General features: G+C 71.3%; 8 protein-coding genes. 1 reads left to right on the plus strand and 7 read right to left on the minus strand.

Annotated elements, in window-relative coordinates:
* Positions 1-290 precede the first annotated feature (290 nt).
* Positions 291-1,355, plus strand: coding sequence for a beta-N-acetylglucosaminidase domain-containing protein (locus VFZ20_RS22670; protein ID WP_329686233.1), 1,065 nt, complete (start codon positions 291-293; stop codon positions 1,353-1,355).
* 237 nt (positions 1,356-1,592) lie between these two features.
* On the opposite strand, the gene VFZ20_RS22675 is transcribed toward VFZ20_RS22670, so the two are convergent.
* The 7 genes from VFZ20_RS22675 to VFZ20_RS22705 form a co-directional block, all read right to left on the minus strand.
* Entirely contained in the window at positions 1,593-3,074 is a 1,482-nt protein-coding gene (locus tag VFZ20_RS22675) for a DASS family sodium-coupled anion symporter (RefSeq protein WP_329686234.1), read from the minus strand.
* Between the two features lie 280 nt (positions 3,075-3,354).
* Positions 3,355-3,780, minus strand: a complete 426-nt coding sequence (locus tag VFZ20_RS22680) for an META domain-containing protein (RefSeq protein WP_329686235.1) — start codon at positions 3,778-3,780, stop codon at positions 3,355-3,357.
* A 279-nt stretch (positions 3,781-4,059) separates the two neighbouring features.
* Entirely contained in the window at positions 4,060-6,573 is a 2,514-nt protein-coding gene (locus VFZ20_RS22685; protein WP_329686236.1) for a penicillin acylase family protein, read from the minus strand.
* A 143-nt stretch (positions 6,574-6,716) separates the two neighbouring features.
* On the minus strand, positions 6,717-8,642 hold the full coding sequence (locus tag VFZ20_RS22690; protein WP_329686237.1) for a RiPP maturation radical SAM C-methyltransferase: 1,926 nt from the start codon (positions 8,640-8,642) through the stop codon (positions 6,717-6,719).
* Positions 8,643-8,722: 80 nt separating this feature from the next.
* On the minus strand, positions 8,723-11,410 hold the full coding sequence (locus VFZ20_RS22695; protein WP_329686238.1) for a DUF5916 domain-containing protein: 2,688 nt from the start codon (positions 11,408-11,410) through the stop codon (positions 8,723-8,725).
* 438 nt (positions 11,411-11,848) lie between these two features.
* Positions 11,849-13,558 carry a cyclic peptide export ABC transporter gene (locus VFZ20_RS22700; protein ID WP_329686239.1) on the minus strand — a complete coding sequence of 570 codons (1,710 nt, stop codon included), beginning with the start codon at positions 13,556-13,558 and terminating at the stop codon, positions 11,849-11,851.
* Positions 13,559-13,571: 13 nt separating this feature from the next.
* A partial coding sequence (locus tag VFZ20_RS22705; protein WP_329686240.1) for a hypothetical protein occupies positions 13,572-13,927 on the minus strand: 356 nt, incomplete at its 5' end.

A 13,927-nucleotide genomic window follows, 5' to 3' on the forward strand; every position in this document is an offset into this window, starting at 1 on the left:
AGTCCCAGCGGCGGGTTTACCCGCTCAGGCTGGGGCCTGGGCGCCATCGGCACGGAATCCGCCTCGCCTCCTCCACCGGTTGACGGACGGGGCGCGGCGGATTCTTTTCGGCGGCCGGAAGAGGAACGCGCGACGGGTCCGTTGCGGCATCGATGAGTCCCAGTACGGCACGCAAGATCCTTCGTCGCCGCCATGGATCACGACCAGAACGGATCACGCGGCGGCTCCTCAGGATGACGCATGGACGGAAAGCGGCGTCGCGGCGAATCAACATCAACACACGGGGCGGGATGCAACCGGAGCTGGGGATCATCGAGGGGTTCTACGGGCGCCCGTGGACGTGGGAGGAGCGCGCATCCACCATCACGTTCCTGGCGCCGCACGGCTACGGCTTCTACCTCTACGCGCCCAAGGCGGACGTCTACCTGCGCCGCCGCTGGAAGGAAGCGCATCCGGAAGAGTGGGCCGACGAGCTGGCCAGGCTGGCCGCCCACTGCCGCTCCCTGGGCGTCCGCTTTGGCGTGGGGATCAGCCCGTTCGAGATCTTTGGCGGGTTCGACGCGGACGCGCGCGACGCCATGGCCCGCAAGCTCGCCTTTGCCGACGCGCTGGGCGTGCAGGACCTGGCCATCCTCTTCGACGACATGCGCGGCGACCAGGCGGACCTGGCCGAGCGGCAAGCGGAGATCGTCGACTGGGCGGCGGGGCGCACGGGGGCGGAGCGCGTCATCGTCTGCCCCAGCTACTACACGGACGATCCCGTCCTCGACCGCGTCTTTGGACAGCGGCCGGACGGGTACGTGGAGCGGCTGGGCGAGCTGGTGGATCCGCGCATCCACATGTTCTGGACGGGCGAGGAGGTAGTGACGCGGGAGTGGTCCGTGCCGCACCTGGAGCGCGTGACGGAGCAGCTGCGCCGCAAGCCGTTCCTGTGGGACAACTACCCCGTGAACGACGGCCAGCGTATGTCGCAGTACCTGCACCTGCGCGGCTTTACGGGCCGGCCCGCGGCCATGGCGGACCACGTGGCCGCGCACGGCGTGAACCCCGCGCTGCAGGCCGTGCTCACGCGCATCCCCATGCTCACGCTCCCCGCCAGCTACCAGCAGGGCAAGGCGTACAGCTACTTTGCCGCCACGCGCGCCGCCGCCGGCCAGGTGCTGGGCGAGCCGCTGGGGCAGACGCTGTGGGAGGACGTGCTCTTTCTCCAGGACGTGGGCCTGGACCGGCTGGACGCGAAGGAGAAAGTGCTGCGCGAGCGGTACTCGGGCGTGGACCATCCCGGCGCGCGGGAGATCATCGCGTGGCTGGACGGGGCCTACCGGATCACGGACGAGATCGTGCAGACGCAGTAGCAGCCCGACGAACTGCGGGTTACAGGGGGACAGCCAGCAACGGCGGATGGGCGCCGGGGCTGGCTGTTCGTCGTCGGAGCTGGATTTCGGAAGGAGTCCGTCGGGATGGGATGGATCGCGCCGGGAGCGGGCCGCCCCTCCCCCGGCCCCTCCCCGCTCGTTCCTCGCGGAGAGGGGAGAAGGGCAGGTACTCTGTCCCTGGAATCCATTCCCTGTAACCCGCCGTTCCATCACCCGTCACCGCACGAACCGCAGCAGCACCAGCGCGACCAGCGGCACCACGAGGGCAAAGACAAGATCCATCACGATCCCGCCGCGCGCCATCTGCCGCATGGTGACCCGTCCCGTGCCGTACGCGATGGCGTTGGGCGGAGAGGCCACGGGGAGGATGAAGCCGCCGCTGGCCGCCAGCGTGGCGACCACGGCCAGCGCCAGCGGGCTCTCGCCCTGGCTGACGGCGAGGGACGCGATCACGGGCAGGAACGTCACCGCCGCGGCCGTGTTGCTGGCCACCTCGCTCAGCACCACGAGCACCACGCCGACGGCGACGGCCACGCCCCAGTCCGGCCAGCGCCCCACGCCCGCCAGGCTGCCGCCGATCCACGACGCCAGCCCCGTCCGGCCGATGGCGTCCGCCAGGCTCAGGCCGCCGCCAAAGAGCAGCAGCACGTCCCACGGCAGCCGGCCCGCCGTCTCCCAGGTGAGCACGCGGCCGCGCCCCTGCCCCGCCGGCAGCGCGAACAGCAGCGCCGCCGCGCCCAGCGCGATCCCCGCGTCCGACAGCCCCGGCAGCACGCCCTCCAGCGCGGGGCGCGCGATCCACAGCGCGTCCGCGGCGACGAACGTGGCCGCCACGATCCACTCCGGGCGCGTGGCCGGCCCCAGCGCGGCGCGCTCGCGGGCCAGGAACGCGCGGCTCCCCGCGATGGGCGCGCGGCCCAGCGGCACGATCATCCGCGTCACCACCCCCCAGGCGACGGGCAGGAGCAGCAGCACGAGGGGGATGCCGATCGTCATCCACGCCACGAAGCTCACGCGGATGCCGTACGTCTTTTCCAGGAAGCCGGCCAGCAGCGTGTTGGGCGGCGTGCCGATGAGCGTTCCCAGCCCGCCCACGGCCGCCGCGTAGACGATGCCCAGCAGGAGCGCCGGCGCGAAGTTGGGCTCGTCGGCGTCGCACTGCTCCACGACCTCCACCACGCTCAGGCCGATGGGGAGCATCATCAGCACCGTGGCGGTGTTGTTGACCCACATGCTGATGAACGCCGTGGCCGCCATGGTGCCCAGCACCAGCCCCGCCGGGCGGTCGCTCATGCCGCGCATGATGGTGAGGGCGATGCGCCGGTGCAGCCCCCAGCGCTGCATGGCCAGGGCGAGCATGAAGCCGCCCAGGAAGAGAAAGACGGTGGGATCGGCGTACGGGGCGGCGGCCTGCGCGGCCGTGCCCGCGCCCAGGAGGGGAAAGAGGAGGATGGGAAGGAGCGCGGTGGCGGCCAGCGGAAGGGCCTCGGTCATCCACCAGGTGCCCATCCACACGCCGGCGGCGGCCACGCGCCACGCGGCCGGCTGCAGCCCGTCGGGCGCGGGGAGCGCCAGCAGGACGGCAAAGGCAGCGGCCCCGCGACGAGCCCGATCCGCGCCACGCGCCCCGCCGTGCCGCCGCCTTCGCTCACCGTGCGCCTCCCCGTTGAGGTGGATGCCGATCATCCCGGTCTTCATCCGCAAGCTAGGTGCGCGCGGCGTCGGCCCCAATCGGCCACCGCCGCGCATCGTGTGGGGAAAGTTCCGGCCGTGGCGCGGGGTGACTGAACTGCGGGTTACAGGGGACAGGTTACAGGGGACAGCCTGCAGCGGCAGGTTTCGCCCCCGGCGCGGTCAGGGCGGTACACCGGGGCCACGTACGAGCCGAGCGACTCAAGTCGCCGCAGCGAAAGCGGAAAGCCTCGCAAACTGCGCGAGGCTTCACCTGCGGATGTCGGCTCGTCCGCTGGAATCGCCCTCATCCGGTGGCGGGGCGAAAGCGGAGGGTGCCGGCGGGGGTCGTGAGCTCCAGCATGCCGTCGACGACCGCGGCGGCCGTCGCCTCGTCCAGCGCGCGGAGATAGGCCGTCTCCTGCGCGTTGCCGGCCGGGTCCGCGCACGCGCGGCGGGTGGAGACCAGCGGGCCCATGTCCACGGTGCCGCCACTCTGCGTGAACGGGCCGTTGAACAGGTTGCATCCCCCGTTGCCGCTCACGCGGTCCGTGGCGAACTCCAGCGTGGGCGCCGTGACGCCGGCCGCCGGTGCGGCGCCGTTCATCCGCGTCAGCACCCACGACGTGTTGGCCAGCGGCTGCGCCCCGCCCGCCGCGCCCATCCCCTGCGTGCCGGCGCACGCCGCGAGCACCAGCGCGATCACCGCCGTTCCGAGCATCTGCCTCATCATCCCCGTTCCCCCTCCGGTCCGAGTTTGCGGGAGGTCCCTCCCCCCGCTCGCCATGCTTGTACCACGCCAGCGCCCCAAAGGTGTCATCCGGTTCGCCGTCGCTGCAAGGAGCCGGCCCCTGCACGGGCTGGGGTACTCTGCGTCCTCCGCGGCTCTGCGTGAGAAAATGCGGGTCCCGTGCCCGCGCGCAAAAGCCGGGGTCCTCCGCGTGCAAAAACGAACCCGGGCGGCGCAGGAGAGCGCCGCCCGGGTCACTGGATCCGCCGCGTGCGGGAAAGTTCAGCGCGCGGGGCGCAGGGTCATGCGATGGACGGCGCGCGCCTCGGCGCGGGCGCGGTCCAGGGGCACGGACCACAGCCGGCCCCCGCGCCACATCTCCAGCTGGTCGCGGTAGTGGGGCGACGTGGGGATGCCCGACTGGCCCGTGGGCAGCACGAACCCGCCCTCCTCGTCCACGCGGGCCAGGTCCACCACGTGGCGCTGGCTGGGGCCCCAGCTGCTCACGAACGGCAGGAACCGCGCGTTGTAGCCGGAGACGTTGACCGTGTTGTGCGCGCCGCCGCTGGGGAACGGGCCCACGTTGAGCTTGAGGAAGCGCTCCAGCAGGGGGACGGAGCCCATGGGGTGGTCCATGCGCGTCTGCAGGCGCTGACCCCAGGGCTCCGTGGGGCCGGACAGCACCCGCTTCAGGGCCGCGGCGGAGAGCTCGTCCAGGGTCTCGACCTTGTCCTTCGTCTTCACGTCGTCCACCCAGGCGCCTCCGCCGCGCTCCAGCACGGCCGCCAGGGCCGCGTCGGGAAAGTAGCGGAAGGGGCCCTCGCCGTACTCGTCCAGGCCCACGCGCGACCGCAGCACCTCGTACCAGCTGTAGAAGATGGTGGCCGCGCGCGAATCCATCGAAGCCTCGCCGTTCCACCCGCGCAGCAGGCGGGCCGTGGCGCTGTCGCCCAGCTGCTCCGCCGCGCGGACGGCGTGCGGCAGGTAGCGCTGCGCGAACAGGTCGCGGACGTCCATCTGCTGCCGTGCCACGTCCGCCGCCGTGAGGCCGCGGGCGTCCACGAGCATGTCGCGGATGCGCTGGGCGCGATACGGCGCCGCCCAGTGGTTGGCGATGGCGAACGGGTACTCCGGCCCCACCTGGCGGTTGTTGGCGCTGACGATGAATCCGTCCGCCGGGTTCAGCACGTGCGGGTGCTCGTCGAAGTCCAGGTAGCGGGTCCACGCCCCCTGCCCCGTCCACCCGGGGACGGGGAGCCGGCCGTCGCCGGCGGCGCGCACGGGGACGCGGCCGGCCATCCAGTACCCGATGTTCCCCTCCGCGTCGGCGAAGAGCACGTTCTGGTGCGGGTTGTTGAAGTCGCGCAGGGCGGCCGTGAACTCCGCCGCGTTGCGGGCGCGGTTCATCCCCAGCAGCGCCTTGACCTCCGTGGACGGGTCCTGCGCCGTCCAGCGCATGGCCAGCACCTTCTTGCCCGCGCGGCCCTCCACGTCGGACAGGATGGGCCCGTTGCGGGTGGAGCGCACGCGGCGGACGAGCGTTTCCCCGCCCTTGACGGCGATGCGCTCCTCGCGGATGTCGAACGAGGCCCAGCCCTCCGCCGTGCGGTACTGCGTGGAATCCGCCGGGTTGACCTCTTCCACGAAGAAGTCCACGTCGTCCGTCATGGCGTTGGTGAATCCCCACGCCACCGTCTTTCCGTGGCCGATGACGACCAGGGGGATGCCGGGGATGGTCATCCCCGCCGTCTCCACGCCGCCGCCGTGCAGGGCCGCCAGGTACCACACGCCGGGGGCGCGCAGGGCCAGGTGCGTATCGTTGGCCAGGATGGGCTTGCCCGACTTCGTGCGCTCCCCGCCGACGACCCACGCGTTGGAGGCGCGGGCGGCGGACAGGCTCTCCAGCAGGAACGCCGTGCGCTCCGCGATCTCCGGCAGCGTCACGTCCGCCGCGGCGATGGGCGTCTGCCCGGCGGCGGCGGGACGCGCGGCGGGGGCGGCGCCGCCCTTGCCCTTCCACTGGCCGTCGGCGCCCAGGGTGGTGATGCCCCAGTCGGGGTACGCGTCCACCAGGTCGCGGGCCAGCGCGGGGCCCACGGCGTCCACGGCGCGCTGCAGGTCCAGGCCGTTGTTCCAGTCGGCCAGGTCCCACGCCATCACCTTGCCCACGGAAAGCGAGTTGCGGACGGTCCAGGGCTCGGGCTTGTAGCGCAGGGCCACGAACTCCGGCGGCAGGGCGCCGGGGTGTCCCTGGATCCACGCGTTCACGCCGTCGGCGTAGGCCTGCAGCAGGGCGCGGGTCCCGGGGTCCAGCCGGCGCTCCGTCTCGGCGGCCGCGCGGCCCATGCCCACCGTGCGGAGAAAGCGGTCCGTGGGGACGAGGGCCTCGCCCATGACCTCGGCCATGCGGCCGTCGGCCGCACGGCGAAAGAGCTCCATCTGGAACAGGCGGTCCTGCGCGTGCACGTAGCCCATGGCGCGGGCCAGGTCCGTCTCGCTGGCGGCCCACACGTGCGGCACGGCCAGCGAGTCGCGCCACACCTGCACCTCGGCGCCCAGCCCGGCGATGCGGTCGCCTCGGTCGTAGTCGGGCGCGGCGCTGCGGATGTAGCCCCGTGCGGCGAAGAACGCCACGGCCAGCAGCACCACCAGCCCGCCCAGGAACAGGCCGATGCGCCGCAGCCAGCGCCGGGGACCGCGGTAGATGGGCACGCCGGGCACGGGGCCGGCCGCGCGGGGATCGGGGGAAAGGACCTGCGCGGGCGGGCCGCCGTCCTGCTCCGGGAAGTCGCTCATGGGTTCCTCACGGGGATGCGGCGTCCCGGAAAGGGCCGCCTTTTACTGCATTCTCACGCAGAGGCGCAGAGCCGCAGAGAACTGCAAAAGCAGTTGAAGTACTCTGCGTCCTCTGCGCCTCTGCGTGAGAAATCCGTTGGTCTTTACGCGGCGGCCAGGGCGAGCTCGGTGGCGTTCACCGGCACCGTGATGGGCTTGGGCGGCGGCACGATGAGCGACATGTAGCGCTCGCCCTCGTGGAAGATCAGCCCGCGCTCCATCAGCCGCTTGACCTCGGCCTCCACCTCCACGCCGGGCAGCTCCCTGGCCAGGTTCACGAGCTTCTTGCCCATGGCCAGCCCCTCCAGCACCGCCCTGGCGTCGGGCGTAATGGGGTACTCGATGGCCGTGCCCGAGCGCGAGTCGTACACGTGCGGCACGCCGCCGCGCTCCGACAGGCGCAGCTCGGGGTGCTTGCCGCCCTCCCACAGCTGCTTCCAGCGCGTGACCTTCTCGCGCAGGCGGCCCACCATCCTGGCCGCGTTGGTGGCGTACGCCGCGCCGTAGTTGTGGTCGCTGAAGTAGTAGGCCAGGTTGTCCAGCGCCTCGCGGGGGAACGGGTACGTCAGGCCGTACCAGTCCACGGGCTTGAGCTTGAGGCCGTACTGCTCCGCCTCGTCGAAGTACGGGCTGAACCGGTCAAAGCGCACGGGGAACACGCCCGACGGGGGAAACAGGTGCGTGAGCAGGTGCAGCTCGCGCTCGTACTTCTCGTAGACCTCGATCTCCTCGCCCGGGAAGCCGATGAGCAGGTTCCAGGCGGGCTCGATGCCGTAGCGCACGGCGTTGATGAGAAAGCTCAGGTTCTGGAACACCGAGGTGCCCTTGCGCATGAGCTTGAGCGTGGACGTGTTGAGCGCCTCGATGCCCGGCTGGATGCGCAGCACCCGCGCCTTGGCCAGCACCCGGAAGTCCTCCTCGCCCAGGTCGGCCTTGACCTCGTAGAAGAAGAACACGTTCTCGGGCGTGTCCACGTACGGCAGCACGTCCGTGAGGTAGCTCTTGGGCAGGATGTTGTCCACGCTCTGCAGCTCCGACACGCGGTCGGAGAGCTCGAACAGCTTGTTGTAGAGCTTGAACGCGTTCTCCGTCCCCATCGAACGGTAGTTGATGGTGTTGCCGTTCAGGCCGCAGAACGTGCAGTGCGCCCGCTCGCCCCACCAGCACCCGCGCGACGTCTCGAACATCAGGATGGGCTTGCCCCGGTCGGGGAAGTTGCGCGTGTACGTGTCGATGAACGTCTCGTAGTCCAGGTCCACCAGCTCGTTCACGTCGTTCTCCGAGCCGTACGAGCGCACGGCCGGCGGGCCGCCCAGCTGCACGGGGGCGCCGGCGCCCGTGCCGCACGCCGCGTCCTGCATGCGGTTGCGGCGCGAGAACACGCCGTCCAGCCGGTGGCACGCCTCGTCGTTGCCCTCCATCCGCAGCCGCACGAACTCGGGGAACGAGCGCAGCGACGGGCCGCTGAACACGAAGTCCACCACGGGGGCGTGGCTGGCGATCTCGCGCCCCATCACCGACTCGCAGTTGGCCCCGCCAAAGACCACCAGGATGTCGGGGTTGCGCTTCTTGACCATGCGCGCCATGGCCAGGGCGGCCACGTTCTGCGAGAACATGCTCGTGAAGCCCACCATGTCCACCTGGTCCAGCCCGTACCTGTCGATCATGGCGTCGAAGTGCGCCTCCAGCCCCGCCCGCTTTTGCAGCGCGAACGCCTTGATCATGCGGTTGCGCTCGGAGTGCTGCGGGTAGTAGCGCTGAAAGTACTCCTCGGCGTTGTCGGCCTGCTCGGGAAAGGCCACCCCGCGAAAGAACCACTCGCCCAGCCCCGTGGGGTGGTGCTCGAACGACATGAGCTCGCCGTACGCGGGAAGCGTGAGAAAGTGGGCGAACTCGTGGTTCAGGTAGTGCACGTCGGCGCGCACCTGGTCCCCGAACGCCTTGCTGACCACCGCCTGCAGCTGCGTGAGGGCGAGCGAGGGCATGGCCAGGTTGGCCAGGGGCATGTTCACCAGCGCGATCTTGTACATCTCGGGTCCTTCCGGGGATGATGTCCCTTCCCGCGGCCGGGGCCGCGGGAAGCCGAACGGGGTGCGGGGATGGGGAAGGGCTAGCGGCCCACCCAGTACGTGGCCTTGATGAGGAAGACGTTGCTCGCGGGCTCCTGGAACACGTCGGACAGGTCGCGGCCCAGGTCCACGTCGCCCAGGAGCGCCTCGCCGCTGCGCTGCTGCTGCCACACGAAGAACAGGGTGCTGCCGGGACGGTACTCCCACCGCAGCACGGCGTTGCCGCGCAGGCTGCGGAAGGTGAAGTCGCGCTGGCCGCCGTTGGCGCCCACGGTAAAGGCGCTGGCCGGGCCAGCCGGGCCGTCGGGGTCCACCACGAAGCCGCCGCTCTGGCCGGGGGCCAGGGTGCTGGCGCCGTCCTGCCCGTAGACCAGGAACTCGTAGCCGCCGGGCGTGAGGAACTCCTTGTAGTTGCTGAAGTCGCCCGCGGACACGTACGGCTGCGCGAACACCTCCAGGCTCAGGTTGGGCGTGAACGTCCAGTTCACCCGCGTGTCGAACGAGAGGGTGGTCTGGTCCACGTCCGAGAACACGTAGCGCCGGCCGAACGTCCCCCGCGCCAGGCTGTCGGCCCGCGCGGTGATGAACTGGCCCTCGCTGCGCACCCGCTGGTACTTGGGCCCCACGCTCACCTGCAGGCTGGTGGAGGGGCGAAAGGTGGCCGTGCCCGAGAGGGCGCGGATGAGCTCGCCGCTCGTGTAGTCCTGCCAGGTGCCGCTGGCGTTGAAGGAGACGCGCTTGCGCCGGTCGGAGCCCAGGGTGGCCAGCAGGCGCCAGTTGGCCACGGCCAGGGCCAGGGGGCCCCCGCGGGTCAGGCGGTCGTCCATGTAGTCGGGGCTGTAGACGAACGTCATTCCCCCGTTCCAGAAGGTCTTGAGCGTGCCGCTCACCGTGGCGCCGTACTCCGCCAGCACGTTCTCGCCGCCGTAGGTCCACGCGTGGTTGGTGAACACCGCCATGGCGTTGTTGCGGAACGCGCCCATGGGCCGGTTCACCCGGCGGCCCAGGTACGTGCTGAAGGCCCGGCGGTCCGTGATGGCCTGGTAGCCCAGGTCGTTGGGCTCGAAGCCGGGGCTCATCTCCTGGTAGACCAGCGAGCCGTCCCACCGCCCCGTGTGGTTCAGGGCCAGGGCCCCGATGCGGCCGCCCAGCGACGTGCGCGCGGGGTCGTACTCCAGGTGGTCGGCGTCGGGGCGCTGGAAGTAGCGCGCGCTGGAAAGCTGCGCGCCGGCGATGGCCCGCTCGCTGCCGCCCACCCGGCTCCCCGCCAGGAAGCCGCTCAGGGTCCACTCGCGGTTCTTCCACGAGTGCAGCGCGTCGATGCCGGCGATGTACGCGTCGCCCCGCAGCACGGGGGCGAACAGCGTGTCGGACATGTCGCGGTTGGTGGCCGTGAGGATGGCGCCCACCACCGTGTTGCCGCGGTTCAGGTCCCGGCGCACGCGTCCCACGAAGTAGTTGGTCATGGGCTCCACGCCCTGCGTGCCCGCGTCGCCCACGGAGGTGCGGAACCGCGCCTGCTCCTCGGCCGTGACGGCGTTGAGCACGCCCACCGACCAGCCCCCGGCCGTGCGGCCGCTCACCTTGACGGCGCCCAGGATGGTGGACTGGTCGGGCACGTCCACGTAGGCGATGTCGCTGCCCGACACGCGGCGCTGGGGCGCGCGGCCAATGCGGCGCGAGTAGAAGTACTGGGGAAAGGTGAGGTAGTTGCGGGCCTGCACGTCGCCAAAGCGGAAGATGTCGCTGCCCTCCACGAAGAAGGGGCGGCGCTCGGCCAGGAACACCTCGAAGGCCGACAGGTTCACCACGGCCGGGTCCACCTCCACCTGGCCAAAGTCCGGGTTGAGCGTGCCCGTGAGGGTCAGGCCGCCCGGCAGGCCGTACTGGAAGTCGGCGCCCACCTGGCCGCCCAGGTCGTTCTCGCGGTAGAAGGGGTCCGCGCCGTCGCCGGGCGACCGCTCCAGCCGGGCGCTGGTGTACGGCAGGATCTCCAGCCGCGTGGGGGCGCGCACGGCCTGCAGCCCCCGCAGCTCGCCGAACGACGACACGAAGCCGGGCGAGTTGCGGGTCCACGGCGACCAGGTGCTGCGCTCGTCGCGTCGGGCCAGGTCGCGCATGACGGCAAAGCCCCACACGCGCTCGCCCTGGACCTCGGGGGGAAAGCGCAGCTGCGAGAAGGGAATGCGGAACTCGGCCGTCCACCCCAGCGAATCCACCGTGGTGCCCACGTCCCACACGGCGTCCCAGGTGAGGTCCTCGCGGGTGTCGTCGAACTGGTACGAGTCGATCTTGACGCCCCGCGGGTTCACGCCGAAGGTGAACGCCGTGCGGTGGTCGTCGCGGGCGTCGAGAAAGACGTTGACGCGGTCCGCGTACCCCGTGACGTCGCGCCGCGACAGCTGGCTGGCGATGGAGTCGGGGCTGGAGTCGAACATGCGGGCGCCCACGTACAGCGCGTCGGGGCCCACCAGCACGCGCACCTCGGTCCGCTCCGAGGCGGGGGCGCCCGGGTTGGGATAGGCCTGGGTAAAGTCGGTGAGCACGGGGGCGCTGGCCCAGGCGTCGTCGTCCAGGCGCCCGTCCACCCGGACCTGTCCCGTGAGGGGCGCGGCGCCCGCGACCCGGCGCGTGCCGGCGGCGCCGCCCGCGGCGGCGGGGGCTTGCCCCTGCTGCGCCGGGAGGGGCACGGCCGCCAGCACGAGCAGGAGAAGGGGAGTGATGCGCATCAGCTGAATCCGGTTTGAGGGTGCCACAATTCTGTCATGATCCGTCCGGAGGCGCAACTCCTTTACGGACTTGAATCGCGAACAAACACGCATCCCGCTCCACAGCGGTCATTGCACGCCAGGAGCGAGCATTCACGCGGCCGGCCGGGGATACGGGCCCGTCGCAGGCGCGTAGCAGGCGGATCCGCCGGCCCCGCCCGCCCGAATCGTCTTCCGCCGCTCCTCGCGCGCCACCGCGCGAACAGGTAGCTCCGGCGGGACGCGACGGAGGGGAGCGGATCGCGCGGCCGCACGCCCCGCCCTCCGCCCTTCCCCGCCCCGCGTGCCGCATCATCGCCGCGTGGCGATCAGCGCCGGACGCCGCGGGCTCCGCGCATCCTCCTCACGCACTCACGCACTTACGCACTTACGCACTTACGCACTTACGCACTCACGCACTCACGCACTCACCAGCCGCACGTCGGCGGCGAGCTGGATGGCGCCGTCGCGGGCGCTGTCGTGCACCACCTGGCCGTAGTCCAGCTTGATGACGCGGTCGGCCACGTCGTAGTAGCGGTCGTCGTGACTGATGGCGAACACGGTCTTGCCGCGGGCGCGCAGGGCGGGCAGCAGCTCGTGGTAGAACACGTCCTTGAAGGTGGGGTCCTGGTCCGCGGCCCACTCGTCGAACAGGTACACGGGGCGGTCCTCCAGGTACGCCGTCAGCAGCGCCAGGCGCTTGCGCTGGCCCTGCGACAGCTCCGTCGTGGACAGCGTGCCGTCCACCACCTTGACCTTGTGGTCCAGCTGCAGCTCGCGCAGGTAGTGCGCGGCGTCGTCGTCCAGGCTGTCGCGGCCCAGCCCCAGCAGCGAGTCGAAGAGGAAGAAGTCGGAGAAGACGGCGGAGAACAGGGCGTAGAAGCGCTCCTGCCCCGCCTCGTCCACGGGGCGGCCGTCCAGGCGCACCGTGCCGGATTCGGGCTGGTACAGCCCCGTGAGCAGCTTGGCCAGCGACGTCTTGCCGCTGCCGTTGCCGCCCGTGATGAAGACGATCTCGCCGGGGTGAAAGGTCAGGTCCACGGGGCCCAGGGTAAACGCGGAGCCGTCGCGCTCGGAGCGGTAGGTGTGGGTGACGCCGTCCAGCTGCAGCGACGTCCACGCGGGGCCGTCCGTGCGCGCGGGGAGCGCCGCCTCGGGGCGGGCGTTCTCGGCCAGCTGCACGCCGATGGCCTCCACGCGGTCCATGGCCACCGTGGCGCGGCTGAGCTGCGCCATGGAGTTCAGGATGATCTGCACGGGCCCCACCATGTACAGGATGGCGAAGGTAAAGCCCGTGAGCACCGGCTTGTCCACCGGCGCCAGGGCCGGCAGCACGAACGCCACGCAGGCGATGAGGACGAAGATGAGCACCTGCCCCCAGCTCACCGCGGACGAAAAGGCGCGCTGGGCCGCCACGCTGTGGTTCTGCACCTGCACGGCCGTGCCCTGGAGCTCCTGCTCCAGGAACGCGCGCCGGCGCTCGTGGTGCAGCTTGAGCTCCTTGATGCCGTCCGTGAGCGAGCGAAAGTGGCGGAACAGGTCGTCGCCCTTTTCGCGCAGCGCCTTGATGTGCGCGTGGCCGCGGACGAGCGGCAGCTGGTACGCCACCACGCCCAGGACCAGGAAGACGAGCACCCCCAGCAGCATGCGCCACGACAGCACGCCCATGTACACCAGGCTCCCCGTGACGATGGTGAGGTTCAGGGTGAGCAGGGGGATGAGCGTCATGGCCCCGATTACCGCCGGCAGGTCGTTGAGCAGGGTGGCGTTCATGCGCCCGGCGCCCAGCTCCTCCAGCTTGCGCAGGGGCACGGCCAGCATCTGCCGGCACAGCGTGAGGCGCAGGTGCAGCGTGGCCTTTTCGGTGAGGTAGATGAGCAGCCAGTCGCCCACGTACCGCATGACGGGGAACAGGACGCAGATGGCCAGGAACACGGGAAGCAGCCGCATCCTCCCCTCGCCCTCGGCGTTGATGACCTGGTTGACCAGGGCCACCAGCAGGGTGTTGGCCACGCCGCTGGCCACGGCCGCCGCGATGATGCCGGCGCCCAGCAGGTGCGCGTTGCGGATGTGCCGCGTGTAGCGCACGAGGAACGAGAAAAGCTTGGTCAGGCTGCCGAAGAGTGCCATCGGTCGGATCCGCTCAGGAGGAAAGGCTGTCGTCGATGGCCGCGCGAAGGTGCCGCGCGACGTGCTCCGCGTTGGCCCCCGTGGCCAGCGTGGCGTGCTGCCCCGGGACCACGTGCACCCGCAGGGGCCGGGACGCGTACGCGTGCCAGCCGGGGTCGCCCGCCCCGGGGGTCCACCAGCGGGCAGACTCGGTGTCCGCGTCGTGCTCGGCGGCCGCGAAGAGCACCACGCGACCGTCGTACACGCGCGGCTGGTACGCCGCCACGGCGTGCTTGCGGGCGTTGTAGCCGGCCAGCAGGCGGCGCACCCACGCCGGCTCGATGTGGCCGGCGGCCAGCCCGGCGTCCGAAAGGGCGCCCAGCACCCGCT

The sequence above is a fragment of the Longimicrobium sp. genome, assembly GCF_036280135.1.
In the GTDB taxonomy this organism is placed as follows: domain Bacteria; phylum Gemmatimonadota; class Gemmatimonadetes; order Longimicrobiales; family Longimicrobiaceae; genus Longimicrobium.